This window comes from Brevibacillus sedimenti (assembly GCF_020923495.1).
GTDB classification, from domain to species: Bacteria; Bacillota; Bacilli; order Brevibacillales; family Brevibacillaceae; genus Brevibacillus; species Brevibacillus aydinogluensis.
In genome coordinates this window covers 2890726-2911224 of the sequence record NZ_CP064048.1, presented here as the reverse complement: position 1 = coordinate 2911224, position 20499 = coordinate 2890726, and the positions used below count along the sequence as shown (strand labels likewise).

General features: G+C 57.1%; 19 protein-coding genes and 1 other annotated feature. Of the genes, 6 read left to right on the top strand and 13 right to left on the bottom strand.

Features of this window, described 5'->3' with window-relative positions; translation table 11 throughout:
- Positions 1–38: 38 nt before the first annotated feature.
- The 7 genes from IRT44_RS14285 to IRT44_RS14255 form a co-directional block, all read right to left on the bottom strand.
- Positions 39–641: a genetic competence negative regulator gene (locus IRT44_RS14285; protein WP_171565523.1), complete on the bottom strand. Its 603-nt coding sequence runs from the start codon at positions 639–641 to the stop codon at positions 39–41.
- Between the two features lie 254 nt (positions 642–895).
- Positions 896–1363, bottom strand: coding sequence for a hypothetical protein (locus IRT44_RS14280; protein ID WP_230076879.1), 468 nt, complete (start codon positions 1361–1363; stop codon positions 896–898).
- Positions 1364–1478: 115 nt separating this feature from the next.
- The gene (locus IRT44_RS14275) at positions 1479–2384 is read right to left on the bottom strand and encodes an NAD(P)/FAD-dependent oxidoreductase (protein WP_230076878.1); all 906 of its coding nucleotides are present in this window, start codon (positions 2382–2384) and stop codon (positions 1479–1481) included.
- 61 nt (positions 2385–2445) lie between these two features.
- Positions 2446–3147, bottom strand: coding sequence for a LysM peptidoglycan-binding domain-containing protein (locus tag IRT44_RS14270; RefSeq protein ID WP_230076877.1), 702 nt, complete (start codon positions 3145–3147; stop codon positions 2446–2448).
- Entirely contained in the window at positions 3144–3725 is a 582-nt protein-coding gene (locus IRT44_RS14265; protein WP_171565527.1) for a CPBP family intramembrane glutamic endopeptidase, read from the bottom strand. The genes IRT44_RS14270 and IRT44_RS14265 overlap by 4 nt, the downstream gene beginning before the upstream one ends.
- The gene (locus IRT44_RS14260) at positions 3722–5299 is read right to left on the bottom strand and encodes a RecQ family ATP-dependent DNA helicase (RefSeq protein ID WP_230076876.1); all 1578 of its coding nucleotides are present in this window, start codon (positions 5297–5299) and stop codon (positions 3722–3724) included. The genes IRT44_RS14265 and IRT44_RS14260 overlap by 4 nt, the downstream gene beginning before the upstream one ends.
- The gene (locus IRT44_RS14255) at positions 5296–6375 is read right to left on the bottom strand and encodes a YpbB family protein (RefSeq protein WP_230076875.1); all 1080 of its coding nucleotides are present in this window, start codon (positions 6373–6375) and stop codon (positions 5296–5298) included. Before IRT44_RS14255 ends, IRT44_RS14260 begins: the two co-directional genes overlap by 4 nt.
- A gap of 108 nt (positions 6376–6483) precedes the next feature.
- Between IRT44_RS14255 and IRT44_RS14250 the strand changes: the two genes are divergently transcribed.
- The 6 genes from IRT44_RS14250 to IRT44_RS14225 all read left to right on the top strand — a co-directional run bounded on the left by IRT44_RS14250 (position 6484) and on the right by IRT44_RS14225 (position 13099).
- Positions 6484–7401 carry a hypothetical protein gene (locus IRT44_RS14250; RefSeq protein ID WP_230076874.1) on the top strand — a complete coding sequence of 306 codons (918 nt, stop codon included), beginning with the start codon at positions 6484–6486 and terminating at the stop codon, positions 7399–7401.
- A 103-nt stretch (positions 7402–7504) separates the two neighbouring features.
- Positions 7505–7714, top strand: a complete 210-nt coding sequence (locus IRT44_RS14245) for a ferredoxin (RefSeq protein ID WP_171565530.1) — start codon at positions 7505–7507, stop codon at positions 7712–7714.
- A 133-nt stretch (positions 7715–7847) separates the two neighbouring features.
- On the top strand, positions 7848–8345 hold the full coding sequence (locus tag IRT44_RS14240; RefSeq protein WP_171565531.1) for an inorganic diphosphatase: 498 nt from the start codon (positions 7848–7850) through the stop codon (positions 8343–8345).
- A gap of 295 nt (positions 8346–8640) precedes the next feature.
- Positions 8641–8886: a binding site (T-box leader), on the top strand.
- A 71-nt stretch (positions 8887–8957) separates the two neighbouring features.
- Positions 8958–10112: a pyridoxal-phosphate-dependent aminotransferase family protein gene (locus IRT44_RS14235; protein WP_171565532.1), complete on the top strand. Its 1155-nt coding sequence runs from the start codon at positions 8958–8960 to the stop codon at positions 10110–10112.
- Entirely contained in the window at positions 10105–11688 is a 1584-nt protein-coding gene (gene serA, locus IRT44_RS14230; RefSeq protein ID WP_171565533.1) for a phosphoglycerate dehydrogenase, read from the top strand. The genes IRT44_RS14235 and serA overlap by 8 nt, the downstream gene beginning before the upstream one ends.
- A 127-nt stretch (positions 11689–11815) precedes the next feature.
- A complete protein-coding gene (locus IRT44_RS14225; RefSeq protein WP_230076873.1) occupies positions 11816–13099 on the top strand; it encodes an ArsB/NhaD family transporter in 1284 nt (427 codons plus the stop codon).
- Positions 13100–13215: 116 nt separating this feature from the next.
- On the opposite strand, the gene IRT44_RS14220 is transcribed toward IRT44_RS14225, so the two are convergent.
- The 6 genes from IRT44_RS14220 to resA form a co-directional block, all read right to left on the bottom strand.
- Entirely contained in the window at positions 13216–14352 is a 1137-nt protein-coding gene (locus IRT44_RS14220; RefSeq protein WP_230076872.1) for an HAD family hydrolase, read from the bottom strand.
- A gap of 20 nt (positions 14353–14372) precedes the next feature.
- Positions 14373–16154 (bottom strand): ATP-binding protein, encoded by a 1782-nt coding sequence (locus IRT44_RS14215; RefSeq protein ID WP_230076871.1) that lies wholly within the window; start codon positions 16152–16154, stop codon positions 14373–14375.
- A gap of 1 nt (position 16155) precedes the next feature.
- Positions 16156–16872, bottom strand: a complete 717-nt coding sequence (locus IRT44_RS14210) for a response regulator transcription factor (RefSeq protein ID WP_171565537.1) — start codon at positions 16870–16872, stop codon at positions 16156–16158.
- A gap of 95 nt (positions 16873–16967) precedes the next feature.
- Complete coding sequence (gene ccsB / locus IRT44_RS14205; protein ID WP_171565538.1) at positions 16968–18197, bottom strand: c-type cytochrome biogenesis protein CcsB; 1230 nt, start codon at positions 18195–18197, stop codon at positions 16968–16970.
- 25 nt (positions 18198–18222) lie between these two features.
- A complete protein-coding gene (locus IRT44_RS14200; RefSeq protein WP_171565539.1) occupies positions 18223–19878 on the bottom strand; it encodes a cytochrome c biogenesis protein ResB in 1656 nt (551 codons plus the stop codon).
- A 12-nt stretch (positions 19879–19890) separates the two neighbouring features.
- On the bottom strand, positions 19891–20415 hold the full coding sequence (gene resA, locus IRT44_RS14195) for a thiol-disulfide oxidoreductase ResA (protein WP_171565540.1): 525 nt from the start codon (positions 20413–20415) through the stop codon (positions 19891–19893).
- Positions 20416–20499: the final 84 nt, after the last annotated feature.

The window sequence follows — 20499 nt, the reverse complement described above, 5'->3', positions numbered from 1 at the left end:
GGTGCTGTTTTATTGTACAGGAATGTCCGCCAGACATTTTACTGAAAATGTCTGCAAATCTCCTTGACAGCGTCGTCAGCAACGACAACCTTGCCGTATTCCTCCAGGACGTAAACGGTAGTCGGCGTCGCTTCTCCGTATTCAGAGAGGATCGCAATCAGCTTCTGGTACTGCTCCTGATCCAAATCGAGCTCTCCCAGTACAAGGTAGTATTTGCCCTGGTAAAAATAAGCGGCTCCGCCATTGGTCAACATCGCGTTTATGCGATGAGCTGCTTCAACCAGATGCTCAAAGTCGCGGAAGGAATAGATGACGAGTTCACTCTCTTCCAGAGTGACTTCCAATTCATATACGTCATCGTCCTCGTACTCTTCCTCTTCCTTCTCAAGCATTGAGCCTGTTTTGCCGCGCGTTACGATTACGACCATTCCCTGTGCTGGCAAGGCAAACACTTCAACGGCGACAGGCCCGGACACTTCAAAGCCCAATTCGTGGTAGGCCTGTTCCATCATGTCGTTGAACAGTTCATGTACCTTTGGAATGTCACGCCACATGTCTTCTTTTTCAATTCCTCGCTCCGACAGATCGTCGAACGTTAGGAAGATCCGTATCTTGTCTTGACCAAGGCGTTCAACACGCATGACTGTCCCTCCTCGCCATCCAGTCGTATTACAAAGTATGAACCAGAGCCTGTAAGAGTTCTCCGCATTTCCGGCGGATACCCCTCGGCCATCCACCATTTTCACAATGTCGTGAAAAAAAGGGGACTGGCTCTATCATAACATAGTTGCGCGGAAGAATATAGCGCTCGGGTCCATTCGTGTGTGCTGAAGGGAGGAGCAACCGGGAATCCTGTCGACCGGACACGCAGAACGGTTGATTCTGTAAAGGTCTGTCAGATTCTGCGCTTTCCCGGGAAAGCCGTGGACAGGAACTGCTTCTGCGTGCTTTTCATCAATTCAATGATTTCCGCCTGCAGCGCCCGCCTGCGCCGCATCCGAACCAACAGGATCAAGATCGCAGCTCCGCCGAAAATGAGCGTCGGCATGGGCATTTTGAGATACTGAATGTACCCGAGGAAACCTGCGTATACGCACAGCAGAGCGTTCAGACAGCCCTCGCCAAACACCCCTCGCCGGATGGCCTCGGCCGCATGGGTGCGGATCAGTCCACCCAACAAGACCGACCCCAGCACAAACAAGATGGCCGCCATTACCAGTTCGACCGGCTTGAACAGCAAAAAGGCAACCCAGTCCCCCAGCCGATCAGGGTGAAGCGGCGTGACGGGAAACAGCCGAATCGCACCGTTTCCGCACCACCATGCCAAAAGTCCCAGCAACAAATCTCTCAGGTAGGTAATCATCTTGCCAATGTCCCTCCGTACTGCCCATGTTCGATCAAACAAAGCATACGGTGGACTGCGGTTGCTTGTGCCTGGTCACCAAATGAATACAAAATGCGATCCGTCCCGTGATATGCTATGTGATGCTTTCCTGCAGGCGCTTGTGAATCCAGATCGCGGCCTGCGCCCCATCTCCCATTGCGATCGCCACCTGCTGGGAATGGGGAATCACGTCGCCCACGGCCCATATATTCCGGTGGTCTGTTTCCTTGGTACGGGGATCGACCAGGACGTGCCCCTTTTCGTTGAAGCGGACGGCAAACGGACGCAGCAAGTCTGTGTTTACACGGGCGCCGGGAAACGCGAGAAAGGCCCGGCTGACTGACAACGTGGCGCCGCCGGACAAGACGATGCCGGTAAGCATTCCGTTTTGGTGTGCAAGCCGTTCTACCCGCTCGTTGATCACGTCGATCGAGAGCGATCGGATTGTTTCGCCTTCCTGCGCTCCGAGCGGCGATCCCGCGTGGTTGATCACCGTCAGGCGGTCGGTGTAATAACGAAGCTGGACGGCCATTTCTGCCGCTTGCGGAGCAGCTCCGATGACCGCTGCCGCCTGACCGACCGTCTCGTACCCGTCACAATCGGGGCAGATGAAGATTGATTTTCCGAGACAGTCGACAAGCCCCGGAATGTCCGGAAACGGGTCGCTGATTCCTGCTGCCAGCACCACTGTACGTCCCTCGAGCCGGTAACCGGAGACGCGGAGACGGGCAAAAAAACGTCCCTCGTGTTCCGAGAGCTCTGACACCTCGTCAGAAAAAAAGCGAACGCCCAGACGGAGCGCATGGGTTCGTCCGGCATCGCGCAGCGCCTTTCCGCTGACGCCGTCGGGAAATCCGAGGATGTTGCGGTACGCTTTGGCCACCGTTGACCTGCCATTGCTGGCATCTACCACGGCGACGTTTCGCAGGCATCGGGAAAGCTGAATGGCAGTCTGCAATCCTGCAATTCCCCCGCCAATGATAATCGTGTCAAAAACCATGCCATCGTCACCTGCCCGTCTCTCGGTTTTCCCTTAGCATGTCCGTTTGACTGCCGGCTCATCACGGCGACAGAGGAATCGACAATACGTCACCTGCTTTCAACTTGGCCTCCGGACTAATCCCATTGTATCTCGCAATCCGGGAGACCCCTCCGTTGTTTCCATAGTAGAGTCGGGACAGCATGAACAGCGTCTCCCCCTTTTGAACGACGTGGTGCTTTACCTTAGGCTTAGGCGCCGGCTTGGCGGCTTGGACTTTACCGGAAGACGAAGTATGCCCGAAGGAGGCAGGAGTGGTGGCGTTTGTCTGTTCTGTGGCAGGCTTTTCTGACGCCGTTCCCGCGACAGCATTCGCTTTTGTCTGCGCCGATTCATTAGGCAGCGATCCGCTGCTTGGGTTGTTCACGATGGCCGCTGCCTGTCCTCCCTCACCGCCACTAACAGCGGCCGAACCGACGGGGGAAGCAGACGGAGCCGAGCCGTCCGCTTGGGCGATAGCAGACGGCTGTCCGGCTGCGGCTTGCTCCGCTCGTGCTGTCTCATTAGCTGGGGGATTCGACAACGTTTGATGGGCCTGGTACAGTTCTGCGGCCACCAGCACGAGAAACAGCGAGCCGAAAATGGCCAGGCCGGAACTGAGAACAGCTTTGTATGAGAGCCGCCCCCTTTTGTGGCGCAACCGCCGCGGAGGCAGTTCGTGCACGTCCAATTCCGGACTCACCCGGAACGTTTCCGGCATCCGTTTGCTTCTGCCCTTTGTCACTCCTGATTCCTCCTCTCGCTTGCACATCCGTATTGAATGTAGAGAGCCAGCAGCAAATCGATCGCCATGTGGGCCAGTATCGGTGTGACGAGCTGCCCGCCCGATTCAAACAGCCAGCCCAAAAGCCAGCTGGTGCCATAGACGCTTGCGACAAGCAGCGGCTTTTGCAGGTACCGGACGTGAACCAGGGTAAAGACCAGACTTGTCCATCCATTGCCGATCAGCGGCAGAAGCACACCGCGAAACAGCCATTCTTCCCCGATTCCGATCACTGCGCACAGCAAAGCGGTGGTCCCAAAAGGCAGACCGCGAAAAATTCGTTCATTAATGTCGCCGTCATCCTGCCATCGTCGCGGCAGATACCGGTCCATCAGGATGCTGGCCAGAACGACCGCAAGCGCGACGGCTCCTGCACGCGCCAGTTCCGGCAGGGTCGGCAGCGCAAACAGCAGCAGGGTACCTTTCCAACCGTGCACCCATAAGCTGCCGATTGCAGCCACCGCCAGCACGATGAACTGGGTCAGCCACAAATTGAGCCTCAGAGCGGCCGGATCGAATTCTTCCCATCGACGCTTCACGGCCCCTTCCCTCCCTTACGATTCGGCAGCAGCCGGGCCAATGCCTCCCGCAAATTCCAGATCGTTTCTCTCTGAGGCGGACGAGCCAAGTGCGTCTCCTCCAGATAGGGGGACAGCTCCAGGCCGCAGCGGGAGCAGCAAGCCAGCGAATAGGATTGGTCATCCTCACCAAAGTACCGGTTCAACTCGCGGCGCAAACAGCCGCTACCCTCCAGCCAGCGCAGCATGTCCGACAGCTTTTGCCGCTTTTGCCGCCTGCTCCATTCCGTGGCCTGCCAAACCCGCTGCACGTGGTTTTGGAGCGCTTCACCGTCCGACGGCACATCGGACAAGGTGTAGTGGTACTGTTCGCGCGTGACCGCCACTTCCCTCAACAGGCCGCTCTGTTCAGCGTAAAAGAACAGCAGCCGGGCCATGTCTGCGTCGATCTCCGCCGCGGTGAGCACCTCTGCAGGCAGTGAACCCTCCCTGTTCAGCAGGCGAAGAAAGCGGGCCACCTCTTCTGCGGTCGGGTACTCGTTTTCCAGCATGTGCGCGTGAATGTGCAAATCATCCGCCACGTAATACAGCGCAGCATAACCGGGTGCCCCGTCCCTGCCGATCCGTCCGATTTCCTGGGCGTAGGCTTCCAGGCTGGCGGGAAAGTGGTAGTGGATCACGTAGCGGATGTCGGCCTTGTCGATTCCCATGCCAAATGCGTTGGTCGCCACGATCACTTCCAGCTCTCCGCGCAAAAACTGCGTCTGTACCAGCATCCGTTCCATGCTGTTCATGCCGCCGTGATATGCGTGAACCCGTTTTTTTCCGTCCAACTGGTAAGCGGCGACGAGCGTCTCCACAGCCTGCCGTGTGCTGCAGTAGACAATCCCCGGCCCGCGCAGGCGGTCCATCGCGGCCATCACCTGTTCCCGGCGCTCGGCTTCGCTGGCTGCGGCGATCACGTCGATCGCAATATTGGCTCGATTGAGCGGAAGCGCCACCACGTCCTCCGGTTCAATCTTCAACAAGCGGCATATCTCTTCTCTCACCGCTGTCGTGGCGGTGGCGGTTACAGCCAGTACCGGCGGACCGCCGAGCTTCTCTATCACGTCCGGCAGCCGCAGATAGTCCGTGCGGAAATCATGCCCCCACTGGGAGATGCAGTGGGCTTCGTCGACGGCGACCATCGAAACACCTGCGCTGCGCAGCGTCTCCTGCACGATCGGCTGCTGCAGCTTTTCCGGAGATACATAGAGCAGTTTGCAGGCGCCGCTTCTGATGTCGCGCATGATTTGCCGGGAATCTGCCGGGTCCAGGGTGCTGTTCAGGTAGGCAGCGGGAATTTTCCGCCTGGCGCGAAGCTGCTGCACCTGGTCCACCATCAAGGAAATCAACGGAGAGACCACGACGACCACTCCTGGCAAGAGAAGCGCGGGCAGTTGGTACGTCAGCGACTTTCCGCCGCCGGTCGCCAACAGCCCGAGCACGTTTTTTCCCTGCAGCAGGCGAGAAATAATCTCCTGCTGGCCGGGACGAAACGTTTCATAGCCAAAGTGACGGCGCAGCGCTTGGGTCAGCAGATCAACGTTTATCACGTCGTCGTCCCTCCCTTCCGCCGCGCCAGCGCCAAACGGATTTGCAGATAGGATACGTCTGGCCCCAGGTGGTCCTTCACGACGCGCAGCCGGTTCGTGCCCAACTGTTCACTAGCCTGCACGATCCTCTCTGCCAACGCGGGCGAGAGAAAGCGCGAGCAGTCCCACTCCGGGCAGCGCAGGGCGATTTCCGCCAGGTGATCCTCCACCGTGCTGGGTTTGATTCTTCGTCTCTGGGCGATCTCCGCGACTGAGAAGCCTTGTCGCAGGAGCGCGTACGTCTGCTCGGCGCTATCGCTCAGCCGCCGTTCCCCGCTGCCGGACGGACCGGCTAGCTCGGCCAGCAGCGGAAACCGTTCGCTCTCGCTTCGCAGCGCGTCCAACGCCCGCGCCAGCCCGTATCGAAATTGCAGCTGTATGTACGAAGGGGCTTCCCGCCTGTGCAGCGCCAGTTGGGTCAAGGTTTGCCCCGATTGGGCCGCACCGGAAAAGCGGGTGACGACTACTTCCTGGACAGAGGCGGGAAGCGGTTCCAGCAGGCGGTACAGCTCGTCCGCCAGATGTTCCTGCCAGCGTTCCCGCTGCTCCGGTCTTCCCAGACGCTGCTTCACCCACTGCTGCACCTGCTTGTCCTGTACGACAGGCTGAAAGGACAAGTCGTTTGCCAGCAGGTGGGAGACGGTCTGGACGAGCAGGTGCAGGCGGCGCCAAAAGAGGTCCAGCGGCTCAGCCACCTCGGTCCCGGCAAACGGCTGGAACCAGAATCCCAGCTGATACCTCTCCCGTCCGGCTGCGGCGCAGGTCTCCCCCGCTTCCGTCAGTTCATAGGACGGCTTGCGTCCTTCCCCCGGCGGGCTCACCAGGCGGATCAATCCCTGCTGCATGAGCGCGTCGACAATTTTCTCCCAATCCTCTTTCAAAAGGCGGGGAATCATCCGATAATACGGATAAAGGGCGAACAAATGCACATCCTGAAGCGTCTGGTTGGTCTTGCGGCCGCGCAGAATGTAATACAGCGCCTGGATGGTCCGTTCTCCCGCCAGCGGACGCAATCCGTTGAGGGTGACAGCCTGCATGAAATCATGCTCCAGTTCGGCTAAGGTAGGACTGCTCATGGGTACTCGATTTTTCACTCCCCACATACTACACACTTACTATCGTACAAAAGGATACTGGAGGATCGTATGAACAAACGTTTAACCAAATCTGAATTTCTCGTTGCGTACATGATCATCATAACACTTGCCTGCTTTGTTGGCGGATTTTTTTTCGGCGCCCGGTACATGAAAGCTGCGATGGAGGAACAGCAAGCGGCAGCTTCCCAGACAGAGAAGCAAATGCTGGAGCAGGAAAAGCTGCTGCGGGAACAAAAACTGTACAGTGAACAGGACTTTATCCGTTTTCATTACGCCGTGTACGCTCCGCTGCTGGAACTGAAGCAAGCCCACTTTGACAAGATGGCAGACTGGAGCCGCATGGACACACAGCAGCGGACCGATTCGCTCAACCAACTGGTGAAGGCAGCCAAAGAGACGATCAAGCAATTGGAGAAACCGGCGGCACTCACCACCGCTCCCCTGCTGAACCAGTCCCAAAGCATCTTCCTGGACAGCGTCCGGGCTTATTTGGATAGTATCGAGCAGTTGCTCTCCGATCAGAATAGTAATATACTCGAACCCGAGGAGATTGCCTCTCGCCTCACGTTGTCCCAGAACAGTTGGCTGAAGGGACAGGAACTGCTCTACCAGGCGCTGGCCTTGTGGGAGTCATCGTATGTCACCAAACAGCCAATGCCGAAAGAAGCGCCGAAGACACTCAGCATCGCCCAGTGGAAACAGTACCCGTTTCACTATCGCACGTACCTGGCCGCAACCGCGCTGACCCATCACAAACAATGGACGGCGTACAATCCGGAAGATTTGACGGCGCGGCTGGACATGCTGATGTCGTCCAACGAATGGCAGAGCCTCGGACTTCAAGACGTGAATGCAGCCCTCCGGCTGTTAACGACCGCCGACATGGTGAAAGTTGGCGATTTCAAGCAGCTTCAGCTCAAACTGTACCCGGCCGTGAAGACGCCGGAACTTCCCATATTCCGATAGGGGTCTATTTTTAGATGTGATTCATTCTTGAAATCTTTTCATACAACGAATAAAATGAGTTATGACAGTGGACGTACCATCGGGTATGGGAGGTGAAACCACGATGACCACATGGGTAGACAAAGAAACCTGTATTGCTTGCGGTGCTTGTGGCGCTACTGCTCCTGACGTCTTCGATTACGATGACGAGGGTCTGGCTTACAACAAGCTGGATGACAACACAAACACCGCTGAAATCCCGGACATCCTGCAGGACGACGTTCGCGACGCTGCAGAAGGATGCCCGACCGATTCCATTAAGGTGGAAGAATAATTTACCCACAAACAAAAAACCGCTCATGCCTCTCGAGACATGGGGGGTTTTTTCATTTCTTTCTTTTGCTGCCGGTTCCTGCTATAATGTGGACAGTCCGTACATAATCATCTTTTTGTGAGGAGGAGCAAAGATGTCTTTCGAAAACAAAGTCGTTGACGCGTTTATCGAAATTCCCGCGGGCAGCCAAAACAAATACGAGTATGACAAGGAAGCCGGCGTATTCCGCCTGGACCGCGTCCTCTACTCGCCGATGCACTATCCGACCGAATACGGATACCTGGACAAAACGCTGGCGCTGGACGGCGATCCGCTGGATATCCTCGTGCTGACCACGTTCCCGACCTTCCCGGGCTGCGTGATCAAATCCCGCGTAATCGGTGTGCTGATCATGTCTGACGACAAAGGGCAGGACGAAAAACTGCTCGGCGTTCCGGTGGACGATCCGCGCTTCGACCATGTGAAGTCCCTGGACGACGTGCCGCCACATGTGCTGAAGGAGATCTCCCACTTCTTCGAGCGCTACAAAGACCTGGAGAACAAAACCACCAAGATCGAGGGTTGGGAAGGCCCCGAAAAGGCAGCAGCCCTGATCGACGAGTGCCTGGCTCGCTACGCCGCCAACAACTGATCGCGTGGGGCCGATCTTCGATGAGCCCTGTGTCTTGCACCGAGACACAGGGCTTTTGCATACATCAGCTCCCGCTGCACGGAAAAACCGAACATTCCAACTGGAAATTTTCCATTTTTTATAAAACCAATTGGATAACGTTCGGTTTTTAACCCCAAAATACACCTTCCATCAGTGAAAACGCTACTATTTTACGAACAAAAAATCTAATTTGTTAAGTAATGTTCTTTTTTTGCTTGACGTCTGCAAACCCTCGTGATATTGTAAATTACAAATCTGAAACAGCTTCAATACTTCAACAACGATGACGAAGAGATGCCTGGCACGGGAAACCCTCAGAGAGCCGATGGTCGCTGCGAATCGGTGGTTCCCACCAAGGATGAGCACTTCCGAGTTGTTGCGCTGAACCGATGTCCCGGGCATCCAGTAGGCGCGAACGGTTGATCCGTTATCTCACAGGTCTCGTACCTGGCAAGGTTCTTCTTTGCGAGAAGAAGAACGAATGAGGGTGGCACCGCGAAGCAAGCCTCTCGTCCCTCACTGTTCCGCGAACAGGAGCAGTGTGGGAACGGGAGGTTTTTTATATGCACTTGTCAAGGAGGAGAGAAATCCATGTTTGCAGACAAAATGATCCTGCGCATACCAGGACCTACCCCCATCCCCCCTCGCGTCCAGCAGGCGATGAACCAGCCGATGATCGGCCATCGCAGCGGACAGTTTTCCGAGCTGTTCGCCCGCACTGCCAAACGGTTGAAGCCGTACTTCGGCACGAGCCAGGACGTGTTCATCCTCGCTGGCAGCGGCACCAGCGCATTGGAGATGAGCGTGGTCAACACGCTGCAGCCGGGCGAAGAGGCGGTGATTCTGGTAAGCGGCGCGTTTGGCGAACGGTTTGCCAAAATCTGCGAACGCTACGGCGTCATTGCCCACCGCCTGGAAGTTCCCTGGGGAAAGGCGGTCACTCCGGATCTGCTTCAGGCGTTTCTGGCTGACAAGCCGCAGGTAAAAGCCGTATTCGCCACTTACTGCGAAACGTCGACCGGCGTGCTCAACCCGATTCGCGAACTGGCACAGGTGGTGCGCCAGCATTCGGACGCCCTGTTCATCGTGGATGCGGTAAGCTGTCTGGGCGCGGTCGCCTGCGAGATGGACGCCTGGGGCGTGGACATCGTAGTAACCGGTTCGCAAAAGGCGTTTATGCTTCCGACCGGATTGGCCTTCCTGGCCGCGAGCGAACGAGCCTGGCAGGTGATTGACCAGAAGAAGCCGCTGGCCTTTTACCTCGACTTGAAGGCCTACCGCAAAAGCCTGGCCGAAAACACGACGCCTTACACGCCAGCCGTGTCGCTGGTATTCGGTCTGGACGAAGTCTGCTCCATGCTGGAGGAAGAGGGACTGCCGGCCATCATCAAGCGGCATGAACTGATGCGCGACATGACCCGCGCCGCGATGCGCGCGCTGAACGTGCCGCTGATGGCCGAGGACGCCTACGCTTCGCCGACGGTCACCTCGTGCGATCCCCAAGGAGCATTCGACGCAGAGGAGCTGCGAAAAGTACTCCGCACCCGCCACAACGTTGTTATCGCCGGCGGCCAGCAGCACCTCAAGGGCAAGATTTTCCGCATTGGCCACATGGGCTACTGCGAACCGCTCGACGTGCTGCAGGTGATTGCCGCCCTCGAACTGTCGCTTCGTCAAATTGGTGCTCCCGTTGAGCTGGGAGCAGGTGTCAAAGCTGCACAGGAGGTGCTTTTTGCTCATGTATAAAATCCTGATTACCGACCCGCTTAGCGAACACGGCATTCAGCAACTGCTTGACGCCCCCGACGTGGAAGTGGTGCGTCAAACCAACCTCTCCCCCACCGATCTGCTTTCCGTAATCGGGGACTATGACGCCCTGCTCGTCCGCAGTCAGACGCAGGTGACCGCTGAGGTGCTGGCTGCCGGCAAGAAACTGAAAGTGGTCGGCCGCGCCGGCGTGGGCGTGGACAACATCGACATCAATGCGGCCACCGAAGCCGGGGTTGTCGTCATCAACGCTCCCGACGGCAACACGATCTCCACGGCGGAGCACTCCTTCGCCATGCTGATGGCCGTCGCTCGGAACATCCCGCAGGCACACAAAAAACTGACGGATGGAACCTGGGACCGAAAAAGCTTTCAGGGCGTAGAGCTGAACAACAAAGTGCTCGGCATCATCGGCCTGGGCCGGATCGGCACAGAGGTGGCCAAGCGAGCCAAGGCGTTCGGCATGACCGTGCTGGCCTACGATCCGTTCCTGACGGAAGAACGGGCGAAAAAGCTGGGCGTCACCCACGCTACGATCGACGACATCTGCCGGCAGGCTGATTTCATCACCGTCCATACTCCGCTGACGAAGGAGACGCGCCATATTATCAGCTCCCGCGAGTTTATGAAGATGAAAGACGGCGTTCGCATCATCAACTGTGCCCGCGGCGGCATTATCGACGAAAAGGCGCTGTATGAAGCCATCTTGACCGGGAAAGTGGCAGGGGCTGCCCTGGACGTGTTTGAAATAGAACCGCCGGTAGACAACCCGCTGATCGGCCTGCCGCAGGTCGTGGTCACTCCCCACCTGGGCGCCTCCACACAGGAAGCACAGGAGAACGTGGCGGTTGACGTATCGGCCGAAATTCTCAAGGTGCTGCGCGGCGAGCCGTTCAAAAACGCGGTCAACCTCCCGTCCATTCCGGCGCACGTGATGGAACGCCTGCAGCCGTACTTTACCCTCGGCGAAAAGCTGGGGAACTTCCTGGCACAGGTGACGGTCGGCTCGATTCAGGAAATCGCGATCACGTACAGCGGCGAACTGGCCGATGTGGACACGGCACCGCTGACAAGAACCGTGCTGAGAGGTGTACTCTCCTTCCGCCTGGGCGAAGAAGTGAACTACGTCAATGCGCCGCTTCTGGCCAAAGTGCGCGACATTACGGTCACGGAGAAAAAATCGGCGCACAATCGCGGTTTTACCAACCTGCTGACAGTCACGTTGAAGACCACACAGCAGACGCGCACCGTCGCCGGTACCCGCCTCAACGGTTACGGAGCGCGAATTGTCAAGATCGACGACTTTGCCATCGACGTGGCTCCGGAAGGGTACCTGCTGTACATCCACCACAACGACCGTCCCGGCGTCATCGGCCGCGTCGGATCGATTCTCGGCAACAACGACGTCAACATCGCCACCATGCAGGTAGGACGGCGTGACATTGGCGGCGACGCGATCATGATGCTCTCTGTCGACAAGCCGGTCTCCGCCGAACTGCTGGACAGCATGGGCGAGCTGCCGGAAGTCAAAAGCGTGACGCAGATCGAACTGTAGGCAGAAATGGTTGCCGCATGGTCTCCTGTACACGGCCTGGTCCTCATGCACCAGGCCGTTTCTTTACCTATTGAAATGCTACAGGTATAATAGTACGAGACAAGCCACCACATGAGAGGAGATCGATATGGCAAACCAAGCACTACTCGCCATCGGCATTTTTTTGGTAACGTACGCGTTTATTATCAGTGAAAAGATTCACCGCACCATTGTCGCCATGGCCGGCGGCATCCTGATGGTCCTGTTTGGCATTGTCAACCAGGAGCAGGCAATCGAGCACATTGACTTCAACACGCTCGGTCTTTTGATCGGGATGATGATTCTCGTCGCAATTACCGCCAAGACGGGCGTCTTCAAGTACATGGCCATTCGCGCCGCGAAGTTGGCCAAGGGCAATCCCGTGCGCATTCTCGTCTACCTGAGTCTCGTCACGGCTGTGACCTCCGCTTTTCTCGACAACGTCACCACCGTGTTGTTGATCGTGCCGGTGACCTTCAGCATCGCCCGGCAGCTCCAGGTAAACCCGATGCCCTTTTTGATCAGCGAAATTATCTCGTCCAATGTGGGCGGCACGGCTACACTGATCGGGGATCCTCCCAACATCATGATTGGAAGCGCTGTCCCGGAATTGGACTTCATGTCGTTCCTGGTCAACCTGGCGCCTGTTGTCGTGATTATCATGGCCGCCACGATCGGCTGTTTTGTGCTGATCTACCGCAAGCAGCTCGTCACCTCGCCGGAACTGCAGGCCCAGATCATGAACCTGAACGAACGCGCCGAAATCACCGATGTCAAGCTGCTGAAAAAGTCGCTGGCCGTGCTGGCGTTGACGATCATCGGCTTCATACTGCACGGCGTGCTGCATCTGGAATCGGCAACCATCGCCCTGAGCGGGGCGTTCCTGCTGCTGCTGCTCACTGGTGAGCACTACCTGGAAGAGGCGATCAGCCAGGTGGAGTGGACCACCATCTTTTTCTTTGTCGGCCTGTTCGTCCTCGTTTCCGGTCTGGTTCACACCGGCGTGATCGCCAAACTGGCAGAAGAGGCGATCAATCTGACCGGCGGCAATACGCTGCACACCTCCCTGCTGATTCTCTGGCTGAGCGCGATCGCATCCGCGTTTGTCGACAACATCCCGTTCGTTGCCACGATGATCCCGATGATCAAGGAAATGGGCACACTGGGCATCACCAATCTGGAACCGCTGTGGTGGAGCCTGGCCCTGGGCGCATGCCTGGGCGGCAACGGCACGCTGATCGGCGCCAGCGCCAACGTAATCGTGGCCGGGCTGGCTGCGAAGGAAGGTCATCACATCAGCTTTCTGGGTTTTCTGAAAGTGGCGTTTCCTCTGATGATCATGTCCATTATCCTGTCGCATGTGTACGTCTATCTTCGTTATTTTGTGCTGTAGGAAACAGACTGTATGGACAGGCAGTAAAAAAACGGCTCCCGCGGGAGCCGTTTTTGTATTGGAGAGATCAGTCTTCGCCTGTCCCCCATGCCGGGGCGGCGAAACCGGTTGATGCGCTATTCGAGGATGGAGAGAACTTCGCGGACATCGTTCAGAATATAATCCGCCTGTTCGTCTTCAAACTTGCGGCGGGCTTCCTGTCCGGTCAAACCGGTCATTGTAGCAGCAAAGCGGCAGCCGATGGCGCGGGCCGCCATAAGATCGGCGAGCGAATCGCCGACGATCAGCACCTCGTCGCCGTTGGCAATCGGCAGCGATTGGTCAAGCACTTCGCGATTGGGCGTGGACAGACCCAGCAGCCCTTTCAGATAGGAAAACGGATGCGGCTTGGACAGCGGCGCGCTGGCCGGAATCTCCTCTTCCGCTTCCAACACGTGGCTGGCGGTCACCACCCGTTCCGGATCAAAAAATTCCAGCACCTTCAGTTCGCTGAGCGGAACATGCGTCTCAATAGTAGGACGGCCCGTGCCGATGCCAAGCGTATATCCCTTTTCCTTCAACGTGCGAAACAGCTTTTGCAGTTCCTCCGGGCTGACTATCGGGATTTCGTCGGTCAAAAACCCCTTTTTACCCGGCTGGTGTGTTTCTCGGCCGATGGACGCAGCCACACGTTCATCGCCCAGATACCATTCCTGGAACGTCTCCTGACACAGCCGCCACAAGTCGCTGTTGCGCGAGAAGGCATTGGTCACGACGCCGCAGCGCTCAAATGCAATCTGGTTCAGATAGAGCAGCATTTCCGCTTTCTGCGCGGAGCCTCGCGCAAAATCCTTGGTAAACTTGGCGTATTCAATGGAAAAGTCAGGGACGTACGCCTTTGCCCACTCCGACAGGCGGGCAAGCTGGGCGCGGTTCAGCTGGCCGGCTAGCAGATCGGTGGCCTGCTGACCCAGTGTCGGTTTCAGAGCTTCGCACAGCCGGATCACCTGGTAGGCGAAGGCCAGGAACACCATATCCCAGTTGGAGTTGATGCCGCGCGACTTGATAAAGGAGAGCACTTCATCGTCGGCAAAGACCAGCTTGCGGACGCGCCGAATTTCCGCTTCATCCGGACTGGGCGTGAACGTATCCCCGGCCAAGCCGAGATAGCGCGGGCTGTGGAGCATTTCCCAGACAGTCAGGGCGGATGCATCAAAATAGCGCTCTTCACTCAACATGACACCATCGACGTCAAACAGTATCGTCTTGATCATTTCTCTCCACTCCTATTGTGCTATTTGTTCTTGGGTTTGTCCGGCAAAGCGATAGTAAAGGTCGTGCCTTCTCCTAGTTTGCTCTGCACGCTGATCGTTCCGCCGTGGGCTTCCACCAAATTTTTGGCGATGGCCAATCCCAGTCCGGTGCCGCCCGCCTTGCCCCGCGTCCGTGCCTTGTCTGCCTTGTAAAAGCGCTCAAATACGAACGGCAGATCTTCCTGCGGAATGCCGCTGCCCGTGTCACACACCTCGAGCAGAAGCGTTTTGTCTCCCCGAGCGCGAAGGGTCACCGTCCCCTCGTTGGGGGTGTGGCGCAGCGCATTGTCGATCAGGTTGGTCAACACCTGCTCCATCTTGTCGGGATCGACGAGTGCCGTCGTCTGCTTCGTGTCGATTTCGAGCAGCAGATGAATCTCGCGTTCCTTCGCCAAGTTGGAAAATTTCCGTTGAATGCGCTCCAGGTAGGGGCGCAGTTCGATTTGCTCCAGATTCAATTCGACGTGGCCGGCTTCCATCCTGGCGATGCTCAGGAGTTCGTTGACCAGCCTGGTCATGCGGACCGACTCGTCGTAAATGATCCGGGCCAATTCCTTGTGTTCCTCTGGCGAGGCGGCCATATCGTCGACGATCGCTTCACTGTACCCCTGCAGCATGGACAGCGGCGTGCGCAGCTCGTGTGACACGTTGGCCACAAAGTCGCTGCGCATCTTGTCCAGCTTTCGCTCCCGGGTCATGTCGCGCAACACGGCCACGGCCCCGCGAATCTGCTCCCGGTCGTTCAGCGGCACCATCACCAGCGACCAGATCCGTCCCTGAACGGGAAGATCCTCGGTTACCTCCCGGCCGCTCTGCACCACCTGCTGGTAAAAGGCAAACAGCGGAACCGGTTCATCCGGGTGCTCGTACTCCCAGTCGCGCAAAAAATGTTTGGCCGGCGGGTTGGCGACGGCGATCTTCCCTTGCTCGTCGATCATCACCACGCCGTCCACCATGCTGCGCAGGACGCTGGCCAACTGCTCCTTTTCCTTGGAAAGGGCATCCACCAGTTGGTTCAACCGGCTGGCCATGGTGTTGAACGAAGCTGCCAGCTCGCCAATCTCGTCCGTCGTCCGGATCGGGATTTCGGCATGAAAATCCCCTTCCGCGATCCGGTGTGCAGTCTCTTTCATCTGCCGCAGCGGAGAAGTGATGCGCGATGACAGGAAAAAGGCGAAAACCGTGGTCAAGATGAACCCGATGACGCCAACGACGAAAATCAGCTTGCGCACTTCCCGCACCGTATCGTCAAAATCTTCAATCGCCTGGTACATGACAATCGCGCCCCGCATGCCCGGAGAAAGCTCGATCGGAACGGCAACGGCCATAATCTGCATGCGCGCGTTCCGGTCTGTGGGATTGTTGGTAAAGAGGATGCGTCCCGGCGCGGGGTGTTTGCCGGCCAGTGCCTCGGACAGCCTAAGCTCAGGTGCGGCAAGAAGTTGTTCCACCGGGACCATTGGCTTTCCAATGCCTTCGCTTTTGCCCACAAGCTTGCCCATTTGATCGACCATCACCAGACCGGTGCGGTGAATGGCGCCAAAACTGGAGGCGATGCCGAGCGCTGCCCGTTTGTCCGGATAGGCAGCCAGGCTTTCGGACAGGCCTTCTGCCAATTCCTGCAGGTTTTTCGTCTGCCGGTTAAAATAAAAGGAGTCAAACGACTGAACCAGCATCAGGCTAAACAGTGTCAGCACCAGGGCAAACAGTGCGATGATGGTCATCCACAGCTTGCCGACTACGCTTTTAAAGATGACGTCCACGTTACTTCGGCACCTCAAGCTTGTAGCCTACGCCCCAGACGGTGGCAATCATCTGCGCTGCAGCCGGTGAGACGCGGTTCAATTTTTCCCGCAGCCGTTTGATGTGCGTGTCGACGGTCCGCAGATCGCCGAAAAACTCGTAATGCCACACGTCTTTCAGGAGCTCCTCACGGGTAAAGACCTTGTCAGGCGACAGCGCCAGGTAATGGAGCAGCTCGTATTCCTTGGGCGTCAGGTTTACTTCCTGCCCGCTGGCGATCACCTTGTGAGCGTCGTGGTCAATCGTCAGATCAGGGAAAACGAGGACCGAGTGGCTGTTGAAGTTATCCGTCTTGAGGTACGCGGTAGCCGAAGAACGACGCAGAATCGCCTTGACGCGGTATACGACCTCACGCGGGCTGAACGGCTTGACGACGTAATCGTCCACCCCGGCCTCGAAGCCGTGCACGCGGTTGGTCTCTTCCCCTTTGGCGGTCAGCATGATGATCGGCGTCGCTTTGTGCTCGCGGATTTTTTGGCACACCTCAATCCCGTCCATGCCGGGCAGCATCAGGTCGAGCAAAATGATGTCGTAGTCGGTCGCCAGCGCCATCTCCAATGCCTGTTCCCCGTTGTCCGCTTCGTCGATGACAAACGCTTCTCGTTCCAGGTACATTTTCAGCAGACGGCGAATGCGTTCCTCATCATCCACCACTAGAATGCGTGCCGCTTTTTCCATACCATACACCCCTTGGGTCCATGTTTTCAATCAAAATGAATCAGATCGTCCCAAACGCTGGCGGACAGGCCAGCATTTTGCGGCGTCTGCCGGCACTACACCCCTGCGTAGGAATGCAGTCCGGCGATCACCAGGTTGACCACCACCAGCGTAATCAGGATGATGACAAACCCGATGACAGACATCCAGGCCGATTTGGCGCCGATCCAGCCGCGAGACAGGCGCAGGTGGAGATACGCGCTGTAAAACAGCCAGACGATCAGCGCCCACACCTCTTTCGGGTCCCAGCCCCAGAAGCGGCCCCACGCCTCTTCCGCCCAGATCATGGCGAAAATCAGCGCCCCCAGCGTAAACACGGGGTAACCGATACTAATGGCGCGATAGCTGATCTCATCCAGCAGTTCCGGTTCAATGCTGTTCAACGACGGCTGTATGACGGCTCCCAGCCGTTTGCGGAAAATCAGCCGCAAGCCGCCGTACAGGACCAGCCCGGAGATGACGGACCAGATCATCGTGTTCAGCTTCCGGGCCGCATCTTTGCCTTCCATCCAGGCGGGCGCCTCGAACAGCGGCGTTATCGGACCTGCTTGGACTACCGTGGAACCGTTCGGCGCAACGATGGCCGGCAGGGTATACTCTATCTTCGTGTTGCCCGCCTGGTTCTGAGTGTTCTCCTGATTTTGGTTCAGCTCAAAGACGGTCTTGGCATCCATGCGGGCGAACGTGGAGTCCATCCCGATGAAGCCGACCAGCATCAGCACCACGGCCAGAACCGTTTCCAGCCAGCGGGTGCTCTTCGTCGCCCTGTCTTGCGGGACGGTCCGCACCAGGTACATCAGCCCGGCGGCAAAACCGACCGCCAAAATCCCCTCGCCCAGAGCAGCCGTGGTGACGTGAATGTGCAGCCAGTAGCTCTGCAGTGCCGGGATCAGCGGCGTAATCTCTTTGGGGAAGACGTACGAGTACGCCAGCATGATGACCCCGAGCGGCAGCACGAACATGCCAATCACGGTCAGCTTGTAGATGCGGTAGATGATCAGGTAGGCCAGGATGATACAGTAATCGAGAAACGCGATAAATTCGAACATGTTGCTGGTCGGGCTGTGGCCGCCGGCAATCCATCGCGTCACCACGTAGCCGGTTTGGGCGAGAAAACCGACCACCGCCAGCCAGTAGGCGGTCCGGCCATACTTCAATTCGTGCTGTTTCGGATCGCGTCCCGCCCAGTTTTTCCCCGTCATCGCGACGACGAATACAATCGACGAGAGCACGTACAGCACAAAGGCAATATCCAGTAGCCAATCACTCAGTTGAATGAGCTGCACGTCAATTTACCCTCCTTGGAGCCGCTTACGCTTTCGATCTGTCCTGCAGCGCGATTTGCAGCCCCGTCTGTTCAATTAGCATCTGCATCTCTCTGCGCAACCCGTACCAGTTTTTGTTGGTGTGGCCAGCCAGGAGCAGCCGCCCCTCATGAAACTGCACCCATATCCGGCGGTGCTGCCAGAAAAAGCCCATCACCACGCCGATCATGAAGATGATCGAACCGAAGTAGATCACGGGTACCGCCTTGTCGATGCGCACCATCAGACCCGAAATGTCGATCAGGTCCGGCATCTTGATCTCCAGTGTGTAACGGGAGTCCGCTTTCTGCGTGATGATCGTGCCGCTCACGTACACCAATTTTTCCCGCACGTTGTCTTTTTCCGAGATCACTTCCAATGCGAACATCGGATTTTTCGGCAGGTTGGTCTTTGTCGCCGGTTTGTTGTCTTCTCCCATGACAAAGTCGGGAAAGTAATCCAGTACGCGAACCTTGATCCCGTCGCCCACCTGCAGTTCCGGATTGGGCTCGTAGAGATCCAGCCTGATCGGACCGATCGCTTTGCCGCCAGCCTGCTTGTCGATCAGCTCAAAGTTGAGTGCGCCCAACTGCATCTCCTGCACACCCGACTGGACCAAAGACAGGTCTTCATGGATCAAGGGGTGGTTTACCAGGATCGATCCCCGCTTCACTTCGACCAGTTCCGGCTTGGCGCCGGGCAGATCGGCGTTCTTGTTCAGATAGAGAATCGCGTCCGTCTGGTACTTTTTCGGGATTACGCCCCCGTTCAGATCAAGCGCTTGCGGCATCTCCTCTTCTGACCAGTACTCGGTATGGTACGCCACGTTTTTTATGTAATACGGCGTATCCGGCACCGCCACGGTCTGCCCCTCACGCACCCAGACGAACTGGTCCAGGTAAAAGCCGGGGATATTCCGCATCAGGACGCCAATCAGGAAGATAATCAGCCCAATGTGGTTGACATAGGGACCCCAGCGGCTGAACCGGCCTTTTTCCGCCATCAGCGCATCGCCGTCGCGGAAAATGCGGTAGCCTTTTTTCCGCAGGGCTTCGGCTGCCTTATCGGCAAGCGCACCCGGCTCGGTCTCGGCGGGATGCTCCGCTTCGCCGTACAGTTTTTGCCCTTGCAGGAACGAAACGTGTTGGTTGACGCGCGGTTTGTTCAGCGCCTTGTAGAGCGGGATCACCCTGTCCAGGCTGCAGATGATCAGAGATGTGCCCAAGGCTACCAGCAGCGTGACAAACCACCACGACGAGTACATGTTGTGGAACCCCAACGCGTAGTAGATCTGCCCCAGCGTACCGTACGTCTCGCTGTAAAACCTGGCGACGTCATCCTCCGTCGGAACCGGTACGGGAATGTACTGCTGCTGCGGAAAGATCGTACCGATGGCGGAGGCGATCAAAATCACAAGGATAATGGCAATGGCGACCTTGACGGATGAGAAGAAATTCCACACCCGGTCAATCAGGCTTTTCGTATTGGTCTGCGATCGACGGGCCATCCCTTCGTAACGCATGTCGGGAAAGGCGACCCGTCCATTCTGTGCAGCCTCTCCGGTTTGTGCGGTCAACTCCTGTTCCAGCGGCCTGCCGCACGATTCACACAGCAGCGTGCCAACCGGATTGGCGTGTCCGCATTCACATTTTCGCTGATCCATGTTGCTCCTCTCTTACGGCAAGATTTTGGCCACTTTTTCGGCGATCATGTCCTCGTTTAACGGCCCCAAGAAAATTTCCTTGACTTCTCCGTCCGGATCGATGAAAAACGTCGACGGAATTTTATCAATGCGATACAGTTTTGTGATTTGCGACTCGCGGTCCATCAAGATCGGGAAAGTCACGCCAAACTGCTTCAGAAACGGTTCCACAGCGACCGGTGTTTCGCCGATGTTCACTCCCACAATCACCAGTCCCTTGTCCTTGTACGCTTCGTACTGCTTCTGCAGGGCGGGCATTTCCTGTTTACAAGGGCCGCACCACGTCCCCCAGAAATTGAGCACGACGCCTTTTCCCCTCAAATCAGACAAGGCGATGGACGGGCCGTTCAGCTGTTCCAGGCTGAAATTTGGAGCGTCTCTGCCTACTTTCACCGCGTTGGGGTCCTTTACAAAGCTGGAATAAACGGCGAAGACCAGTGCCGCCAGCAAAACGCCCAGAATCGCCACTCTGATGTATGTACGATTGCTCTTGTTCATGATTGTCCTAACTCCCATCTGTGCCTGTTGCCGGCCTGTTTGCTTCCTTTATTTATTATAACGTTCCTTGATTTTCCGCCAGCG